The organism is Thermodesulfobacteriota bacterium, assembly GCA_035559815.1.
Classification (GTDB): Bacteria; Desulfobacterota_D; UBA1144; order Nemesobacterales; family CSP1-2; genus DATMAT01.
Genome location: DATMAT010000046.1, coordinates 1 through 19995, shown reverse-complemented (window position 1 = coordinate 19995; position 19995 = coordinate 1). Strand labels below are relative to the sequence as shown.

The following is a 19995-nucleotide window of genomic DNA, read 5'->3' as shown; positions in this document are numbered from 1 at the left end:
CTCCTTCTCCTCCGGCGCCTTGTCTATCTCCTCAAACTTCACAAACTTCGCCCGCCCCTGCTTCTCCAATACCTTCGTTATCGCCGCCGTTAACGTCGTCTTCCCATGATCCACATGCCCTATCGTCCCTATGTTCAAATGTGGCTTCCCCCGCTCAAATCTCTGCTTCGACATCGTACCCTTACCTCCTTAAACTAACTGCCTAGAGAATTAAACACCCCTAACTTTAGCCCTAATACCTTGAGAAAGCATTTCCGGTAATTCAGCATAGTGGGAAAATTCCATGGTAAATAGGCCCCGGCCTTCGGTCAACGACCTCAAATTAGTGGCATATCCGAACATCTCGGCAAGGGGCACCTCTGCCCTTATCGCCTGCATACCCCCCCTCAACTCAGTGCCGGAGATCTTTCCTCTCCTAGAGCTGATATCGCCGATTACGGCCCCCATGAAGTCCTCTGGCACTACCACCTCCACCTTCATGATGGGCTCGAGGATTACCGGAGATGCACGTCTCACCGCGTCCTTGAACGCCATAGAGCCGGCAATCTTGAATGCCAGTTCCGAAGAGTCAACCTCATGATAAGACCCGTCGTACAGCCTTACGGATACGTCGACGACCGGATAACCAGCCAAGACACCGGTCTCCGTAGCCTCTTTTATACCCTTCTCTACGGCCGGTATAAACTCCCTGGGAATCGCCCCGCCCTTGATCTCGTCTATAAACTCAAAGCCGGCCCCACGTTCCCTAGGCTCAACCTTTATCTTCACGTGCCCATATTGACCACGGCCCCCCGTCTGGCGGATGAACTTTCCTTCGGCTTGGGCCGGGCTAGTAATCGTTTCTTTATAAGCCACCTGAGGTTTACCCACGTTGGCATCTACTTTAAATTCTCGCTTTAGCCGGTCTACGATTATTTCTAGATGAAGCTCTCCCATGCCCGAGATCAACGTCTGCCCGGTTTCTTCATCGAACCTTACCTTGAACGAAGGGTCCTCGAGGGCGAGTTTGTTGAGTGAAATCCCTAACCTTTCCTGGTCGGCTTTCGTCTTTGGCTCGATGGCTATAGAGATGACCGGCTCGGGAAACATCAGGCTTTCCAGGATGATCGGTTTATTTTCATCACATAGCGTATCACCGGTGATCGTATTTTTAAGACCGACAATAGCAGCAATATCCCCGGCACTTACTTCCTTTATCTCCTCACGCTTATTCGCGTGCATCCGGAGGAGTCTTCCTATTCTTTCCCTAGAACCCTTGGTCGAGTTATATACAGTGCTCCCAGAATTGAGCTTTCCCGAGTATACACGAACGTAGGTGAGCTGGCCGACAAACGGGTCTGTCATTATCTTAAAAGCTAGACCGGAGAACGGGTCGGTCTCTTTAGGATTTCTGATTTCTTCCGAGTTTGTGTGCGGGTTTATTCCTTTTATGGGAGGTAGGTCTAGAGGGGAAGGAAGGTAATCCGCCACCGCGTCCAGAAGGAGCTGAACCCCTTTGTTCTTGAATGCGGAGCCGCATAATACCGGAATGAGCCTGATATCGATCGTGGCCTTTCTGAGAGCCTGCTTCAGTTGCTCTTCCGAGATTGGTTTTCCATCGAGGTAATTTTCCATTATTTTCTCGTCGTGGTCGGCGAGGGCTTCGATCAGTTTTTCTCTCCCCGAGTTAGCCTGGTCTTCCATATCAGCGGGGATCTCGATCAACTCGTATTTAGCCCCTAGTGAGTCGTCATCCCAGACAGCCAGTTTCATTCTTATCAGGTCGACGATGCCCTTGAACTCATCGCCGTCAAACCAGGGAATGTGGACAAAAGCGGGATTGGCCAGTAATCTGCTCTTTATCTGCTCTACGACCCGGAAAAAGTCAGCCCCGACCCGGTCCATCTTGTTCACAAAAGCGATTCGGGGAACCTTATAGCGATCTGCCTGTCTCCACACCGTCTCGGACTGCGGTTCTACCCCGCCCACGCTGTCAAATACCACTACCGCGCCGTCCAGAACCTTAAGCGACCTTTCCACCTCGATGGTAAAATCTACGTGCCCCGGAGTATCGATTATGTTTATCCGGTAGTCGCGCCAGAAACAGGTGGTGGTAGCGGCGGTGATGGTTATGCCCCGCTCCCTTTCCTGCTCCATCCAGTCCATAGTGGCGGTGCCTTCATGAACCTCGCCTATTTTATAGGTTAGTCCGGTGTAGTAAAGGATGCGCTCGGTAGTGGTGGTCTTACCAGCATCTATGTGGGCCACGATTCCAATGTTCCTAATCTTTTCCATGGTAAAATTTTCACTCAAAGATGCTCTCTCCCTAATTACCACCGGTAATGAGCAAAAGCCCTGTTGGCTTCGGCCATCTTATGGGTATCCTCTTTTTTCTTTATAGCTCCCCCGCGTCCCTGGGCAGCATCCAAAATTTCCGCAGCCAATTTCTCCTCCATCGATTTTCCCTGTCTACCCCTTGCCGCGATTATTATCCAACGCACGGCCAAGGACTGGCGTCTAAAAGTGCTTACCTCCATCGGGACCTGGTATGTCGCGCCGCCCACACGGCGAGGTCTGACCTCGATCATCGGTTTGACGTTGTCCATGGCTGCCTGAAACACTTCGAGTGGATTCTTCCCGGTTTTTTCTGCCACCGTATTGAGTGCGTTGTAGAAAATCTTCTCGGCTTTACTCTTTTTACCGTCATACATGATGGCATTTATAAACTTCGCTACTGTTAAATCACCGTATTTAGGGTCAACAGGCGTACGCCTTTTTGTAACCGAACCTTTTCTGGGCATTCTGATTTTTCCTTTTTACTTACTTAGGCTTTTTGGCACCGTACTTAGAGCGGCTCTTTCTCCTGTTTTCGACGCCGGTAGCATCTAAGGTGCCTCTTACTATGTGGTATCTTACACCAGGAAGGTCTTTCACCCTGCCACCTCTTACCAGTACAACCGAGTGCTCTTGAAGAGAATGGCCTTCCCCTGGGATATAGCCAGTTATTTCAATTCCGTTGGTGAGCCTAACCCGTGCAACTTTTCTGAGAGCAGAGTTAGGCTTTTTAGGGGTGGTCGTATACACTCTGACACATACACCTCTCCTCTGAGGACAATTTTGTAATGCTGGGGCTTTACTCTTTTTCTTTAGCAGCTCTCGTCCGTCTTTAACTAACTGACTTATCGTAGGCATAAAATACATCTCCAAACTATCAAAATGAATCTAACATTTATTGCATAAAAATCCTTTATTGTCAAGAATTTTGTGTTCAAAAAGGCTAAAAAAATAACTAAAAGAAAAAGCGAGCCTGGTTAATAGAAAATAAGATTTGTTCTGTCGGACAACGTGAGCACAAGTTATATGCTGCGACGAAACTTCCAACATTGTCACTCTGGAGATGCGAATGAACCCTTCAAAAACTCATCATTCAGTATGAGCGAACAACCATTCGATAACCCCCGTTCGCCCTGAGCCCAGCATGTCCTGCACGCATTTAGTCGGAATCCACCGGTCTGTCATTCCCGCACAAGCGGGAATCCAGTATTTAATTCTGGATCCTCGATTAATCCTGTCCCCAAGTGTTATCCGATTAATACTTTCGGATACAAGCTTTATTGGGGAACATTCGGGGATGACATACGGGGAAGATCCCCGTTTGATCCCGCGGTTTAACCGACCCTGCTCAGAGCCAGTCCTGAGTCGAACCCCGAATAAATCGGGGAAGGAATGAGCGGATTAGCATACACTGAAAATGATTGGTAAAAAACCCGTTCGTCCTGAGCTAGGTCCCCAGGTTAAACCGGTGGAAGGACGAACTCCTTACGTTCTAAATTCATACTTCGACAAGCTCAGTATGAGCGGATTTACATCCGCTAAAGTAATTAATGAAATAAAAACCCAGCTCGTACTGATAGGTTTTTACAGCTATCCTAGGACGCGCTGATTCCATATCGTCTCATCTTCTTGATTAACCCCCAGCGGCTAATTCCTAAAGCCTTAGCGGCCTGAAGCTGATTCTGACGGCAGGCTTGAAGCGCCTCCAATATCAGACGCTTCTCTAATTCCTCTACTTCGGCCTTAAGAGACCGGCTCTGACCGGTGGCCATAGATTGTCGAGCACCTATCACCATGTATTCGGGGAGGTCATCTTCGGTAATAGTTTTTTTGAAATTCAGGACCACCTGCTTTTTCATCTCGTTTTCCAATTCCCGGATGTTCCCGGGCCAGCCGTAACCGACTAAAGACCGCATTGCTCCGGGGGAAAGCTTCTTCGGCTCTTTCTTCATTTCCCTACAATACCGGTCCAGGAAATGCTTCGCCAGTAGAGGTATATCGTCCTTAATGTCCCGTAACGCCGGCATGCTGATATGAATTACCTTTAGACGGTAATAGAGGTCCTCCCTAAAGCTTCCCTTCTTGATTTCAGCCTCCAGGTCCTTATTGGTCGCTGCTACGATTCTGACATCCACCGGGACCGTCTTTCTTCCACCCAGGCGATCGATCATTTTCTCCTGCAACACCCGGAGAATCTTCGCCTGTGATACCAGGCTAAGGTCGCCGATTTCATCCAGAAACAACGTCCCACCGTTCGCAGCCTCGAACTTGCCGATACGCGCCTCAACCCAGGTAGCCACCCCCTTTTCGATCCCGAATAATTCGCTCTCCACCAGGTTTTCAGGCAAAGCCGCACAATTGAGTACCACGAACGGATTTCCCGCACGCAAGCTGTTATAATGTATGGCCTTGGCCACCAGTTCCTTTCCCGTACCGCTCTCTCCGGTAATCAAAACATTGATAGAGCTTTCGCTTATCTGCTCTATCAGTCTCACGACGCTCTGAATTTGGGGACTCATGCCGATAATGTTTTGTGCGGTAAAACGCCCTCTGACTTCTTTCCATAGATTTTTGTTCTCTTCGAGGAGTTGCTTCTGATTCTGTCTTAATTCCGTGACTATCTGTGCGGTCTCAACAGCGATGGCCAGATGCTGGGCCAAATCTTCCAGTATTCTCTCGTCCTCCTTTTTAAAAGCGCCTGCCTTTTTATTCAACACCTGGAACGTGCCTATAACCGTTCCTTCCCGATTTTTTAGGGGCACAGCCAGAAGACTCCGGGTATGGTATCCGGTCTGCTCATCTATCTCCTTGTAGAAGCGGCTATCCTTGTAGACATCCTCTACATTGATGGTTTGCCCGGTAAGCGCCGCCGCCCCGGCCAGTCCCAGGCGGGCATCGAACCGAATCGGCTCGTTATCCAGGGTAACTATGGAGCACAACTCCTGTCTTTCCCGGTCGAGGAGAAATATACTCGCCCGGTCAGCTTCTACAATCCCGGTGACCTCCCGGGCAAGGAGGTTTAAAAGAGAAGGTAAATCCCTCTCCGAATTAATCTTCCGGCAGATTTCAAGAATCGTAGCAAGCCTTTGGTCGTTGGTGCTTAGCCGCTTTCCTCCACCGGCGGGCATGTTCCTCCTCCGTGAAATTTTATTCTAACCGAGATTGCAATTCTGTGTCAACTTAATTGACAGGATGACAACTTCATACAACTATGAGGTTCGAAATTAACTACATCCGGTACTGCCGCAAACTTTTTTATATAATTAAAATTTCTGATTTTATGGGATCTTACTCCGGTTGGTTCTACGAAGGGGATACTGTGGGGATTTGGCCCTAAACTTGCTTTCAGTATTTTAACAAGATGATTAACTGTAGGCTGGACCACCGCTGTCATTGCCCGACCCCCCGTAAGTTTGTTGATTAGAAAAAATAAAAAGGAGGCGGTCTTATTGTTTACGAAAAAAACGTTCAGAAAAACGATAAGAGGACTTGAAACAACACATAAGGTCAGTGATGACCATAATTTCTGGTTGAAGAAACTGAGGTATTACTCTCGTTACTCACCAAAGGAGAAGATTGGCCCGGATGACGACTCGAGTATAAAAGGACTAAACAGGAGGGCGATTCGAATAGTCCTCGCTTCCGGCTCAAGGCTATTCACCGAGGGTATGAAAAGAATCCTGGAAGGGGAAAAAGAAATTGAAATCGTTGCCGAAATTTCCAGGCTCGAAGATGTCGAGAAAAAAGTCATAGAAGTAAGACCGGAGTTCGTATTCATCGATGACCGAACTGCATACCCGGACATGGAAAAACGGTTAAAGCTGATTATCGGCAAGTGCGCTCATACCCGGGTTATTCTGATGGGCAATCGAATTCCACCTAATTTCGGTTTAAACAAGGTTATTCATGTATCGACCGAGACAGGCTCGGCAGGACTGATAAGTATGATAAAAGAATGTACGGTTGGGGATAGACCAGGTCTAACCGAGTCTGAAAACAGGCCTGGCCAAAAACTTACCAAGACGGAATCGAAGATTGTAGAATTGATAGCCGATGGCTTTAGCAACAGGGAAATAGGTAAGGAACTCTCGATAAGCGATAAAACGGTCAAGGCCCACCTGAGCAGCATATTCGCTAAATTGAATCTCAAGAGCAGATATCAGCTTATGTCCTATGCGTTGAAAGTACAAAAGTTAAATTGACCTGAAAGTGTGGAAAATAAGATCTCTTCACTTACAAAGGTAACTTTGGCCTTGTCAACCTGAACACCATGCGGAAGAATAAACTCCGTCGAACCATGGGTCTTTCAACCACCTTTCGAATGCGCTCAAAGCCTGTCCTGAGCCTGCCGACGGAATAAACTCCGCGAACCATGAGCCCTTCGATAAACTTAATAAACCCCACTGATGGAAAGAGCACACACCCGCTAAACTGATCAATGAAATAGAGACCCGTTCTTTATGAGCAAAGGTCCCCACCGGTTTAATCGGTGATCAATCGGGGATCCTCTCCGCATGTCATCCCTGTAAATCTATGAACCAGCCTCCAAGCTGCAGGGTATCCGAAAATTTCGGACAGGCTTAAACCTCACCCATCGAGGGGGAGGATGGACAAGGAAACCCTGGGGCAAGCTACAGGGAATTCTCAAGTTAAAGAGTGGATTCCCGCTTGCGCGGGAATGACAGAGCGGTGAATTCCCGCCCCAGATCAGGTCGAGGACAGCTCGGAGGGATTGATAAGTCATAAGTCTGAAAATCGATCCTTTTCCATAACCTTTATCACTTATTATAAGGAAATGAGAAGAATGAAATACCAAATTATATATTGCGCTTTTGTTTAGGCTGGCTCGTTACGTCGCTCGGTCTGTTTTGTCAAACCCAGAATACAGCGATTAGCCATCTCCCCGATGATTATTAACAGATAGCACCTTACTCAAATACATCCCGGTATACGATTCCTTCACCTTGGCAATTTCCTCCGGTGTGCCCTGGGCTACGATGTATCCACCATCTTTGCCACCCTCCGGGCCAAGGTCTATGACAAAGTCAGAAGAACTTATGACATCGAGATTGTGTTCGACCACGATCACGGTATTACCGGCATCTACCAGCCTATTCAAGACCTTTATGAGCTTCTTAACATCCTCAGCATGAAGCCCTACAGTGGGTTCGTCCAGGATATAAAGGATGTTCTTCCCGTCTTTTCTGGCGAGTTCCCTGGCGATTTTTATCCTCTGTGCCTCGCCGCCGGATAAAGTCGGCGCCGGTTGCCCGAGCCGTAAATAGCCCAGCCCGACATCTTGGAGTACCCTCAGTTTATCGAGCAGCGGATGGATACCGCTGAAGAATATAGCCGCCTCGTCGACCGTTAGATTTAGAATCTCGTCTATATTTTTTTCCTTGTATTTAACCTCGAGCACCTCTTTCTTGAACCTTTTCCCGCGGCAATCTTCGCAGGTAACGAACACATCTGCCAGAAAATGCATCTCCACCTTTTGCCTGCCGTCACCCAGGCAGGTGTCGCATCTTCCACCGGCGACGTTGAAAGAAAAGTGTGAAGCGGTAAGCCCCTTGGCTTTAGCGCTCCAGGTGCCCGACATTATCCTCCTGACCTCGTCGTATGCCTTTATGTAAGTCACCGGGTTTGACCTCGAACTTCTTCCAATCGGCTTCTGGTCGAGCATAAGGGCATCAGAGAGATTAGATAAACCTTCTATCCCCTCAAACCTTCCCGCCCTTTCCGCCTGGGCATGAAATCTTCGGGCGATAGCCGAGTAAAGAATATCGTGGACTAGTGAACTCTTTCCGGACCCGGAGACGCCGGTTACACACACCAATGTTTCTAGCGGAAATGAAACAGTTATGTTTTTAAGGTTATTCTCGGCGGCGCCGATAATGGTCAACTTCCTGCCGCTCCCTTTTCTTCTTCGAGGGAGGGTGATGCCCTCGTTCCGGGTCAAGTAATATTTGGTGAGGGAGTTATGAGAATTCTTAAGAAAATTATTTAACGAGCCCTGATACACTACTTCTCCTCCTTTTTCCCCAGCCAAAGGACCAAGCTCGACAATATAGTCCGAAGAGCGAATCATCTCCAGGTCATGCTCGACAACCACGACCGTATTTCCCCTATCCCGTAAGTCCTTTATGATTGAGACCAGTCGATTGATGTCACGAGGATGAAGCCCCACGGATGGCTCGTCCATGATATAAAGCGTCTCGGTGAGGCTTGAGCCAAGCTGACAGGCAAGATTAACCCTCTGCGCTTCGCCACCGGATAGCGTCCTGGTAAGCCGAGAAAGCGTAACATAGCCAAGGCCCACTTTTATCAAAAAATCGACCCTAGACTTTATTTGGTTAAGGACCTCTTTCGCCACCCCCTCTTCGTAGTCACTAAGGGATAGATTATGAAAAAATTCTCCAAGCTCCCCGACCGGCATATCGGCTAACTCGGAGATTGTTCTCCCGTGCACCTTTACCCAGATTGCCTCCTTCCTTAACCTGGTTCCGTTGCATGCGGCGCAAGTAAAAGCCGACCGGTACCTACTCAAAAAAACCCTTACATGCATCTTGTAACTTTTCTCTTCCAGGTGTCTGAAAAACCCCTTCACCCCGGAAAAGCCGGCCCCGCCCTCGAATATCAGTTTTTTAGCATCATCGCCCAAGCTTCTGTAGGGTGTATTAACGTCTACCCCATTTGAGAGGGCAAACTTGATCAGTTTTCGCATCTGGTGTCTCAGCGACGGTTTCGTGAAAGGCTCGATCGCCCCGCCGGCCAAGCTTTTCTCCGGGTCAGGAACTACCAAATCAGGGTCCACCTCCAGTATGTTTCCAAAACCTCGACATTCACTACAGGCACCTTGAGGGCTATTGAAGGAAAAAAGGAGAGGCGTGGGTTCCCCGAACCTGCTGTAGCAGTAAGGACACTCTAGCTCCTTTGTAAACCTGAGTAAATGGTCTTCTGATACACGAACATTCACGTTTTTCCCAAGAGAAAAAGCCGCCTCCAGCGAACCCAGAAGCCGGGAGGTCGAATCCCTATTTATGACCATTCTATCCAAGACTATTTCCGCGCCGGACGGTAAGCAGTCGAGTTCCTCGATATCAACGGTTTTCCCGCCAACGAATACCCTGGTAAATCCTTTGGATTGAAGCTCACTGGGAGAAGCTTTGCTCGTCTCTTCGATCGGGAAGGTTATTACCGCCCTATTATTCTCATGGTCCCTGACCAGTTCCTTAGCGATACCCTGGGGGGATTGGCGTTTCACCTGTATATCGCAATTCGGGCAGAAAATTACTCCAATCTTGGCAAAAAGAAGTCGCAAGTAGTCATATATTTCCGTCGTGGTTCCCACCGTGGAGCGGGAGTTTTTCACCTGATTCCTGCCCTCTAGCACCACCACCGGAGGGAGCCCGGTAATATCGTCCATGTCCGGCCGGTCCACCCGTTCGAGGAACTGTCTGGCGTAGGTAGAAAGGCACTCCACGTATCTTCGAAGGCCTTCGGCATAGATGGTGTCCAAGACAAGAGAGGATTTTCCAGACCCGCTCAGGCCGGTGACTACGGTATACATGTGTTTCGGTAAGACCACGTTTATATTTTTAAGATTATTCTCTCTCGCGCCCAGTATCCTGATTTCGTCCTTCATGTTAATAAAACTGTAAGCGAAAAAATAAAATTCACAAATCCAATTAGATTTATAATTAATTAGAACATCATATTAGGCATGTTATCATGCTTGTCCCCCGGTTAAACTGGGGGGATAAATCGGGGATCCACCTCCCCTTGTCATTCCCGAAATCTTTTATCGGGAATCCATAATCAAATACTCGATTCCCGCTTCCGCGGGAATGACAGAGCGGTGGATTCCAGTCCACGCATACGCTAGGACAAGTTTCACCGGAATGACAGCCCCTAATCTGTCATGCCTGAATGCTTCCCAATAAAGCTTGTATCCGAAAGTATTAATCGGATAACACTTGGGGACAGGATTAATCGGGGATCCATTCTTGGAAAAACTCGATTCCCGTTTCCACGGGAATGACAGACCGGTGGATTCCCGCTCCCCGATCATGTTCGAGGACATGCTGCGCGGGAATGACAGTAGTCTTCCGGTCATACCCGTACCCCGGTTAAACCGGGATCAATCGGGGTGCCACTCCTCCCTGTCATTCCCGAATGTTCCCCGCTATATACATGCGGGGACGTGCTTAATCGGGAATCCTCTCCGCATGTCATCCCCGAATGCTCCCCGCTAAATACATACGGGGACAGGATTAATCGGGGATCCACCCCCCTTGTCATTCCCGAAATCTTTTATCGGGAATCCATAATCAAATACTCGATTCCCGCTTCCGCGGGAATGACAGAGCGGTGGATTCCAGTCCACGCATACGCGAGAACAAGTTTCACGGAAATGACAAGGAAGGTCGGGGTATTGTGGGCAATAGTTACAAAATGAAAACGGCGGTTTCATGCTTGTCCTAAAGTTAAACCCGGATATAAATTGGAGGTCCAATTTATTCAACCAATTCCTCATAAAGATCCATCCATTCTGGATTCAACTTCTCTATCAGTTCGATCTTCCATCGACGGTTCCATTTCTTCAATCTCTTCTCTCTCTGGATAGCACTGTGAACATCCTCCATTTGTTCAAAATAGACCAGTGTATGCAAACCATATTTCTTTGTAAAACCTTCAATCATGTCATTTTTGTGTTCATAGACTCTTCTGCTCAAGTCATTAGTAACACCTATATATAACGTGCCGTTCTTTTTGTTGCTCATTATGTAAACATAGTAGATGCCCTTTTCCATATGTAATGTACGATTTAAATATCAAACAGTCAGCAGTAAAAACTGGTTACTTATGCTTTATTATTCCACAATTTACAAGCTTTTAATCAAATCAATTAAGAAAACTGGATTCCCGTTTCCGCGGGAATGACAGAGCGGTGGATTCCCGTTCCGCGCATACGCTAGGACAAGTTTCACCGGAATGACAGCCCCTAATCTGTCATGCCTGAATGCTCCCCGCTAAAGCTTGTATCCGAAAGTATTAATCGGATAACATTTTGGGAGGATCAAGCGGGGATCCTCTCCGCATATCATCCCCGAATGCTTCCCGTTACATACATACGGAGGCAAGCTTAATCAGGGACCCTCTCTGCATGTCATCCCCGAATGCTCCCCGCTAAATACATACGGGGACAGGATTAATCGGGGATCCACCTTGGCTGTCATCCCCGAACTCTTTTATCGGGGATCCACCCCCCTTGTCATTCCCGAATGTTCCCCGCTATATACATGCGGGGACGTGCTTAATCGGGAATCCTCTCCGCATGTCATCCCCGAATGCATTAATCGGGGATCCATAAATAAAAGACTGGATTCCCGCTTCCGCGGGAATAACAGAGCGGTGGTTCCCCACTACCAGCGGCGAGAAGATAAGCTTCCTGTGAGTGACAGCCCTTGTACCTCTTATTGAACACCAAGGATAATATTAGCTAATATAAAAACCCGAAAAAAGCTGTTAATACAGAACCTGACCCCGTCCATGTTGTTCGATCATACGAATTACCAACTTCACAGAACTACGGAGGGTGATATAATTCAAAAGACTTAGGATCGGCATAGATGGCAAACCTTCTTATACCCTGGCAAAGCTTCGAATTCGAGGACGAAATTAAACAGTCTAAGGAAATCCCGGCAAGGTACTCCCATCTTCTCAAGCAAATCGACGACACTATATTAATCACCATTATCGGCAGGAAGAACAAAGACCTCTGGGAAGACCAAGTTATCACTCCACTCCGATCCGGCAAGATACTCGAGCCAAAGTTCGACCGACCTATCGAACCTTCTTTGGAACTGACGCACATTGCCGTGGTCTTGGCGAAGAGCGTTCAAGGAAAACCCGGATATCTCTATGGCAATGTCGGAGCTTTGCTCGATGATTTTGTACGTGCGGTTATACTTAAAGCCCTGGCTCGCTTTCCTAAAAGGCTGGATTTATACCCTGCCGGATACTGATCGTCGCTGTGGTATCATTGCGAGCACCTCGGTAACCACATCCTTCGATCAGACTCCTCTCCCCATGTCATCCACAAACATTTCCCGCTAGCTTGTATCCGAAAGTATTAATCGGATAACACTTGGGGACAGGATTAATCGGGGATCCACCTTGGCTGTCATCCCCGAACTCTTTTATCGGGGATCCACCCCCTTGTCATTCCCGAATGTTCCCCGCTATATACATGCGGGGACGTGCTTAATCGGGAATCTAGAATGGATTCCCGCTTCCGCGGGAATGACAGACCGGTGGATTCCCACTTCCCGATCAAGGTCGAGGACAAGCTGCGCGGGAATGAAACTCCCTGCAGCAAGCTGCAGGGTATCCGAAAATTTCCCCTCCCTTGATGGGAGGGGATGAAGGGGAGGGTGAATAAGGTAATTTTAAGCTCCCCCACCTTTAATCCTCCCCGCAAGGGGGGAGGAGAATTGTGGCAAGCCACAGGGAATTCTCAAGTTAAACTCAGAGCCTGTCCTGAGTCGATCCCCGATTAAATCGGGGAAGGAATGAGCGGATTTACATCCGCGGGTAGAGAGAAACAAAAATGCCCATTCATTCTGACCAGTGAGATAATTCCATATCTCATGGGGGAGAAATCTTAATGGAATAGTGTATAGAAATCAGTGTTTAGTTTTTAGGGATGGGGGATTGGTTTATAGGGAATGGTACCATCCAGCAAGAAGAATCTTTTTTCTTTCTCTTCTCCTTCCACACCATTTCCTCTCCTCAGTTATCACTCAGGTGCTGAGCCGCTTATATGAAATGGGAAAAAGTTTAGCCCGACTCTAATCGTTTGAAATAGAGCTATAATCGGGTTTTTCCCGACGTATAAAACATCTTGGTCCTGGAGGGCAATATCTTTCTGAGCTCCTTTTTCAATGGCTTCGAGGTCAACCGGTATAACCTCCCTTTGGCCGTCTTTGTAGCGGATAAGCTTTGCATCTGAGTCCTGCGCCCCCGTCGCCAATCCACCGGCTATCTGTACCGCCTGGCTCACTGTAACGTCGTCCGTGAGTCGAAATGACCCCGGCTTTCTGAATGCGCCGTTTACATAGTAGGTGCCTGCCTCCGGGACAAAGATCGTATCCCCCATGCTTATCGGCAGATTTAATTGCGGATCACCCTTAACCAGCAGTTGGTCTAAATCTATCTCCACCTGCCCGTCCTGGCCCTGATGGGCTACGTAGGCCACCCTCCCTGAATCCGGTTTAAGTCCCCCGGCCAGCGCCAGGGCGTCCAGGAGCCTCCCTTTGCCCAATAATTCATAGTTGCCGGGTTTATTCACCGCTCCGATGACCGCGACCTGTTTACTCCTATATTCTTTGACAAAGACGGTAATGTGGGGATCCTTCACGTACTTGGCCTCTATAAGCTCCTCCAGCCTCTGCTCTGCCTCTCTGGCAGTAAGCCCGCCCAGTTCTACCTCCCCCAAAAGCGGATAAGTTACCATACCGTTTGCGTTAACCCTCACCGTATCGCTTAGGTCGGCGGCCTCATACACACTGATGTCAAGAAGGTCTCCCGGTCCGATTTTATAGTCATCGGTTACCGATTGCGTAAACGCCTCCGCGGCAATCTTTCGGTTCAATAGATTAGTCTCTTTCTCTTCCTCTGAAGTGGCCGTGTATTCTTTGGGAAGCATTGATTCGGGACTCTTGGGTCCGCACGCTAAGACTGATACCAACAAAATAAAGACCATAAACAACGTTGCTTTGCTATATAACATGGAAAATCCTCCGGGTACCACACTACCCACACCACATTAGTTAAACCGTATTACTTTTCCCTATTATTTTCTACTGGACTTTGGTCTTCTTCTACTCGATACAATAGTATTATCTCACTAATAATCCACAACCTTACGCCCATTGCCTTTCATTCGACCTTTCCCCATGTCATTTTGACCCCGTGAGACCCATGGGATAAGTTTTACTATCCCATGGGTTGAGATAATTTCATCCCGTGGGATGTTTACTATCCCACTGGGGTCATATCTCATGGGGGGATATCTTATTAAGATTCCTCGTATGCACTCGGAATGACAAAATCGTGTCCCTCACATTATAGCTCGGGACAATCCTCAGGACTACCCTCCAACTGCTCAGAGCTTGTCCTGAGTCGATCCCCGATTAAATCGGGGAAGGAATGAGACTATAATCCCGTTCCTCCTGAACAGGTCTCCTCGGTTAAACTGTGGAAGGACGAACTCCTAATTTTAATCATCCTTCGATCAGACTCAGGATGAGCGGATGTTTATCCGCTGATAATTATTAATAAAACCACGTTCGTCCTGATTAGTCCCTTCGGTTAACCCGGGGGATCAAACGGGGATCCAACCCCCCTCGTCATTCCCGAATGTTCCCCGCTACATACATGCGGGGACGTGCTTAACCGGGAATCCTCTCCGCATGTCATCCCCGAATGTTCCCCAATAAAGCTTGTATCCGAAAGTATTAATCGGATAACACTTGGGGACAGGATTAATCGGGAATCCACCTTGGCTGTCATCCTCGAACTCTTTTATCGGGGATCCACCCCCCTTGTCATTCCCGAAATCTTTAAATCGGGAATCCATAATCAAATACTCGATTCCCGCTTCCGCGGGAATGACAGAGCGGTGGATTCCCACTTTCCGATCAAGGTCGAGGACAAGCTGCGCGGGAATGAAACTCCCTGCAGCAAGCTGCAGGGTATCCGAAAATTTCCCCTCCCTTGATGGGAGGGGATGAAGGGGAGGGTGAATAAGGTAATTTTAAGCTCCCCCCACCTTAATCCTCCCCCGCAAGGGGGGAGGAGAACGAGGAGTGACTTGTTTCTGATTTACATCTTAAGTGGTTTTAAATTGCGTTTTGATTCTCGGCCGCATTTTTCGCTTCTTCAAATTTCACAAAACCGGTCGACCTCAGAAAGTACATGAGCTTTAGCATATCATCCCGTGGTAGCAGGTTACTCGAAGATATGTCGCTTATGACATTGCCCCTGCTCAAATGCTGCAAGAATCTATATTCCCTGGGACTAAACCCGACATTCCTCAAGCTTTCCACGATCTCAGGCTCGGAGGTTACCATGGCGTTTCCTACGGTAGTGTCGAGAAACTGCTTCTCCAATTGAACCGGGTCGGCATATCGTTTAATGCCTTCGTACATAATCTGGAGCGGATTTGCTTTATAAGTCAGTATATTGTCCACGAAATCAGCCCTTGACTGAAAACCATAAGTTCCGGTAGTACACTCGAAACCCCTTATGAGCTTCTCCTTGACTTGAAACTCTAACAACCAATCAAGCTCGTGCGGAGAGATAAAACCCATCTCAATCAGCACTTCGCCTATTTTCCTTTTAGTCCTGGTCACTTTCTCCAGAACCTTTGCATACTCTTCCTTGCCTATTTTCTTCTCGGAAAAGGCAATGTTTCCCAAACGGGTTCGGCTATCCCCGCCCTCGACGAAAACGGGGAATCCTTCCAGGAAATACACCCTTAGCTTTAATTTGGAATCAATGCTCAAGATACCCGTTTTTTTGTCGCGGAAATACGAGCACAGGAGCCTTGCATAAGAATTCTCGTCGAGCTTACCGGTTTCATCAAACTCGCTCTTTTGATGCTGCTTAACCATCCTATCTTCAGCATCTTTGACCGTTTCCACATCCCTGCCGTAATAGCCCTTGTAATAGCGGTCGTAGTAATAGTAGTTTTCCCTCCCCATATCCACACGGTTAACTACGATCCCCAGGAACCTGGCGTTAATATCGGACATTTGCTTTACCAGATAGGAAATGTCCCTTCGCATTGTCATACCGGTACTGGCTACAACCACAGTCGCATCGACTACCGTGGAGATTACCAAAGAGTCGGCAAGCCCTATTGCCGGCGAACTGTCTATGACTATGTAATCGTAATCCTCTTTCAACCCGGTCAGGAGCTGGTTCATTACCTCCGACTGCAAGAGCTCGGATGGGTTAGAGATTATCGAGCCGGAGGGGAGTATGGAGAGCTGGGGAATTTCAGTGGGGTAAATAATCTCGGCTAAGGGAAAATGGGACATGAGATAATCGCTAAGGCCGGGCTTACTCTCATCTATGCCGAAATTTCTGGCCACCCCCGGATGCCGAAGGTCCGCCTCCACCAGCAAAACCTTGTTTGCCCCATAGGCCAGGGAAAGCGCCAGATTGCTGGCTACCGTGGTCTTGCCCTCACCGGGCCAGCAACTGGTCACCAGAACCGAGCGTACGGAACGATCCCGGGAAGAGAGGAGGATAGACGCACGTATCGTCCGAATCGCCTCGGAGAATGGTGACCTCGGGTCTGCCAGATACAATTTTTCGGTAGACGACGTCATGTATTTCGCATTGTTCTTTAACCCTTCTAACTTAAATAAAGACCCCAGGACCGGCAGTCGCATTTTTTCTCTGATTTCTTCAGGAGTCCTTATTGTCCTATCGAAGAACTCTCTGACAAAAGCAACCCCTATTGCCCCGATAAGCCCCGCTATAAAAGCGAGCAGAAGATTACGGGGGATATTGGGCATAATCGGGGTTCTGGGAATGAACGCATGGTCCACAACCTGTATCCCTGTAGACCTCATACCCCCGGTAACATCGGTCTCCTTCAAGCGCTGCAGTAATGAGTCGTAGATCGTCTTATTTGTCTGTACCTCTCTATCCAAAATGTTGTATTGTATTGTTTTCTCATTCAGGGTCATTGCCAGCTTCTCTTGTTCCTTAACCCTCTCCTTGAGAAGCTCTTCCCTTCGAGAGACGGTCTGGTAATCGGCCTCCAAAGCGGCGATTTTTCTTTTAGTTGCCTCGTTTAAATGCGTGCGAGCAGCCTCTACCTGCGCCTGGAGCTTCTTGAGAGGCGGATACTCGGGCTTAAAAATTGCGCTGAGGTCGCTATATTGGATTAAAAGGTCATTGTACTGCTTTTTGAGCCCCTGAATTATGGGGTCGCTCATAACTTCTGTAATCGCATCGGGGTTCCCGGATTTCACCGATTTATATACAGATTCTTTTGTCGTTTTTTCGGTGGCGGCCTGGGCTAATGACTTTTGCAGCTCATCAAGCTGGCGATATATGAGACTCATGTTCTTATCAAGACCAATGATTTCATTCTTAGCCAAGAACTGATATAACGCCTGTTCGGAGTCCTGCACATTTGCTTTAACCTCTGCAAGCTGCTTTTGTAGGAATTCCCTTGCACTTCTGGTAGCCTCAAGCCTCCGCTCCTGGCTCCACTCGACAAAGGTGTCGGCTATGGCATCAGCCATTTGCGCGGCGAACTTCGGGCTGTAAGCCTGAAAACTTATGGTGATTAAACGCGAATCTGCGGACGGTTCCACCAGAATCCTGGATAAGAATGTATTGATTACCGAGTCCCGTTTTATCTTCTCCGGATCGTATTCACCAAGAGAATCAACGCTCCCGTCCCCCTCGCCTTCACCGGACTGTGTAGAGCCATCTGTTAATTGAGTGGTCGTATCTTCAACAGGTTTCACAAACTTACGAACGGTTTTGGCCATGTATGAGAATATGATGGAGATGGGATTAAAATTGGTTTGAGATACCTCAAAGTCGGGATGGTCCCAAAGATTGAATTTGGCAAGAACAGCCTCGGCCATCGCCCGGCTCTTGATAAGGTCCCTTTGGGTATTGAAAAAAGCAGGGTCACTCGTATTTACTTGTCCTACTTCTCGGAAATTAACGATATTCGGGTTTTGTAGAGCGATTTCCACGGTGGAAGTAGCCATATACATCGGCTTTGTGAGAATCGATACTAAAATTGCCGTTGCTATTACAGCAAAGAAAAAGATGAGGCATGCATTTTTGTGCCTCCATATAACCTGCAAATAGGTATAGGGATCTATCTCATCACCATCGGCAGCAGGTGTTGTGGTTACGATCTCCAGGTCTTCATCGTATCTCTTGAGTTTCCTGCCGCTGGATGGCATGAGCTTTCCTTCTTTTTCTTCTGTTTCCATACTGATATCTCTCCTTTTATCACTCAGGCGCCGAGCCAGTTACGTAAAACGGGAAAAAGCGCATCCCTATTCTAATCGTTTGAAATAGAGCTATAATCGGATTTTTACCGACGTATAAAACATCTTGGTCCTGCAAAGCGATATCCTTTTGCGCCCCTTCTTCGATGGCATCTAAGTCAACCGGGATTACCTCTCTCTGGCCGTCTTTGTAGCGGATAAGCTTTGCATCCGAGGCTTGAGCACCGGTAGATAACCCCCCGGCTATTTGTACGGCTTGGCTCACGGTAACGTTGTCCGTGAGTCGAAATGACCCCGGCTTTTTGAATGCGCCGTTTACATAGAACGTTCCGGCCTCCGGGACAAAGATCGTATCCCCCATGCTTATCGGTAGATTTAATTGGGGATCCCCTTTAACCAGCAGTTGGTCTAAATCTATCTCCACCTGCCCGTCCTGGCCTTGGTGGGCTACGTAGGCCACCCTCCCTGAATCCGGTTTAAGCCCCCCGGCTAGCGCCAGAGCATCCAGAAGCCTCCCTTTACCCAATAACTCATAGTTACCCGGCTTGTTCACTGCTCCGATGACCGCAACCTGTTTACTCCTATATTCTTTGACAAAGACTGTAATGTGAGGGTCCTTCACGTACTTGGCCTCTATAAGCTCCTCGAGCCTCTGCTCCGCCTCTCTTGCAGTAAGCCCGCCCAGTTCTACCTCACCCAAAAGGGGGTAAGTCACCATACCGTTTGCATTAACCCTCACCGTGTCACTCAAGTCAGCGGCCTCATACACACTGACATCCAAAAGGTCTCCAGGGCCGATTTTATAGTCATCAGTTACCGATTGCGTAAACGCCTCCGCAGCAATCCTTCGGTTCAATAGATTAGTCTCTTTCTCTTCCTCTGAAGTGGCCGTGTATTCTTTGGGAAGCATTGATTCGGGGCTCTTGGGTCCGCACGCTAAGACTGCAGCCACGAGAAAAATGGCTGTATATAAATTTCCTTTACTGTAAACCATACACAATCCTCCACATATACCATAACACTAACCCTGACATTATCTAGACTCTATTACGTTTACCGGTTATTTTCAACTGGACTTTGGTCTTTTTTTCCTTAATACGATAGTATTACACAGCCAACTGTCCACAACTTTTGGCCTATTATGTTCTTTCTTTAATTAGTGAAGCCTGATAAGTAAACCCAACCTTATCATCCTGAAGGATGAACGGAGTTTTTAAAAACGTTTTTCCAGCGGATAAGTATCCGCTCATGCTGAGCCTAGCCTGCCCTGAGCCTGGTCGAAGGGTCGAAGCATGATTTAAAACTTGAGGTGTTCGTCCTTGCTCATCCTAAGCAATCAAACGGCCTATCCTGAACTAATGTGTGAGAGGCCAATTTTGTCATTCCCGCGCAGCTTATCCTCGACCATGAGGGAACTGGAATCCACCGCTCTGCCATTCCCGCGAAACTTGTCCTTGCGTATGCAGGGAGCGGGAACCCGCCGCTCTGTCATTCCCGCGGAAGCGGGAATCCAGTCTTTTATTTATGGATCCCCGATTAATCCTGTCCCCAAGTGTTATCCGATTAATACTTTCGGATACAAGCTTTATTGGGGAACATTCGGGGATGACATGCGGAGAGGATT

General features: G+C 48.1%; 13 protein-coding genes. 3 read left to right on the top strand and 10 right to left on the bottom strand.

Features of this window, described 5'->3' with window-relative positions; translation table 11 throughout:
- The 5 genes from VNN20_12045 to VNN20_12025 all read right to left on the bottom strand — a co-directional run.
- A partial coding sequence (locus VNN20_12045) for a GTP-binding protein (GenBank protein HWP92914.1) occupies positions 1–174 on the bottom strand: 174 nt, incomplete at its 3' end.
- A 36-nt stretch (positions 175–210) separates the two neighbouring features.
- Entirely contained in the window at positions 211–2274 is a 2064-nt protein-coding gene (fusA, locus tag VNN20_12040; protein HWP92913.1) for an elongation factor G, read from the bottom strand.
- Between the two features lie 35 nt (positions 2275–2309).
- The gene (gene rpsG, locus VNN20_12035) at positions 2310–2780 is read right to left on the bottom strand and encodes a 30S ribosomal protein S7 (GenBank protein HWP92912.1); all 471 of its coding nucleotides are present in this window, start codon (positions 2778–2780) and stop codon (positions 2310–2312) included.
- A 19-nt stretch (positions 2781–2799) separates the two neighbouring features.
- A complete protein-coding gene (gene rpsL, locus VNN20_12030; protein ID HWP92911.1) occupies positions 2800–3171 on the bottom strand; it encodes a 30S ribosomal protein S12 in 372 nt (123 codons plus the stop codon).
- 737 nt (positions 3172–3908) lie between these two features.
- The gene (locus VNN20_12025) at positions 3909–5441 is read right to left on the bottom strand and encodes a sigma-54-dependent Fis family transcriptional regulator (protein ID HWP92910.1); all 1533 of its coding nucleotides are present in this window, start codon (positions 5439–5441) and stop codon (positions 3909–3911) included.
- Between the two features lie 321 nt (positions 5442–5762).
- Between VNN20_12025 and VNN20_12020 the strand changes: the two genes are divergently transcribed.
- Positions 5763–6515, top strand: coding sequence for a response regulator transcription factor (locus tag VNN20_12020; GenBank protein HWP92909.1), 753 nt, complete (start codon positions 5763–5765; stop codon positions 6513–6515).
- A 689-nt stretch (positions 6516–7204) separates the two neighbouring features.
- Here the strand turns inward: VNN20_12020 and uvrA are convergent.
- Positions 7205–9958: an excinuclease ABC subunit UvrA gene (gene uvrA / locus VNN20_12015; GenBank protein HWP92908.1), complete on the bottom strand. Its 2754-nt coding sequence runs from the start codon at positions 9956–9958 to the stop codon at positions 7205–7207.
- Positions 9959–10829: 871 nt separating this feature from the next.
- Positions 10830–11126 (bottom strand): GIY-YIG nuclease family protein, encoded by a 297-nt coding sequence (locus VNN20_12010; protein HWP92907.1) that lies wholly within the window; start codon positions 11124–11126, stop codon positions 10830–10832.
- Positions 11127–11945: 819 nt separating this feature from the next.
- Between VNN20_12010 and VNN20_12005 the strand changes: the two genes are divergently transcribed.
- Complete coding sequence (locus VNN20_12005; protein HWP92906.1) at positions 11946–12341, top strand: hypothetical protein; 396 nt, start codon at positions 11946–11948, stop codon at positions 12339–12341.
- 773 nt (positions 12342–13114) lie between these two features.
- On the opposite strand, the gene VNN20_12000 is transcribed toward VNN20_12005, so the two are convergent.
- From VNN20_12000 to VNN20_11990, 3 genes are all read right to left on the bottom strand, one after another.
- The gene (locus tag VNN20_12000) at positions 13115–14023 is read right to left on the bottom strand and encodes a polysaccharide biosynthesis/export family protein (protein ID HWP92905.1); all 909 of its coding nucleotides are present in this window, start codon (positions 14021–14023) and stop codon (positions 13115–13117) included.
- Between the two features lie 1195 nt (positions 14024–15218).
- A complete protein-coding gene (locus tag VNN20_11995; GenBank protein HWP92904.1) occupies positions 15219–18353 on the bottom strand; it encodes a polysaccharide biosynthesis tyrosine autokinase in 3135 nt (1044 codons plus the stop codon).
- 19 nt (positions 18354–18372) lie between these two features.
- Positions 18373–19365 carry a polysaccharide biosynthesis/export family protein gene (locus VNN20_11990; GenBank protein HWP92903.1) on the bottom strand — a complete coding sequence of 331 codons (993 nt, stop codon included), beginning with the start codon at positions 19363–19365 and terminating at the stop codon, positions 18373–18375.
- 382 nt (positions 19366–19747) lie between these two features.
- On the opposite strand from VNN20_11990, the gene VNN20_11985 reads away from it, so the two are divergent.
- A partial coding sequence (locus VNN20_11985) for a hypothetical protein (protein ID HWP92902.1) occupies positions 19748–19995 on the top strand: 248 nt, incomplete at its 3' end.

Coding starts and splice junctions, on each gene's coding strand:
- VNN20_12025 (HWP92910.1), bottom strand. CDS start 5,441: ATGCCCGCCGGTGGAGGAAAGCGGCTAAGCACCAACGACCAAAGGCTT.
- VNN20_12010 (HWP92907.1), bottom strand. CDS start 11,126: ATGGAAAAGGGCATCTACTATGTTTACATAATGAGCAACAAAAAGAAC.
- VNN20_12000 (HWP92905.1), bottom strand. CDS start 14,023: ATGCTTCCCAAAGAATACACGGCCACTTCAGAGGAAGAGAAAGAGACT.
- fusA (HWP92913.1), bottom strand. CDS start 2,274: ATGGAAAAGATTAGGAACATTGGAATCGTGGCCCACATAGATGCTGGT.
- rpsL (HWP92911.1), bottom strand. CDS start 3,171: ATGCCTACGATAAGTCAGTTAGTTAAAGACGGACGAGAGCTGCTAAAG.
- uvrA (HWP92908.1), bottom strand. CDS start 9,958: ATGAAGGACGAAATCAGGATACTGGGCGCGAGAGAGAATAATCTTAAA.
- rpsG (HWP92912.1), bottom strand. CDS start 2,780: ATGCCCAGAAAAGGTTCGGTTACAAAAAGGCGTACGCCTGTTGACCCT.
- VNN20_11995 (HWP92904.1), bottom strand. CDS start 18,353: ATGGAAACAGAAGAAAAAGAAGGAAAGCTCATGCCATCCAGCGGCAGG.
- VNN20_12005 (HWP92906.1), top strand. CDS start 11,946: ATGGCAAACCTTCTTATACCCTGGCAAAGCTTCGAATTCGAGGACGAA.
- VNN20_11990 (HWP92903.1), bottom strand. CDS start 19,365: ATGGTTTACAGTAAAGGAAATTTATATACAGCCATTTTTCTCGTGGCT.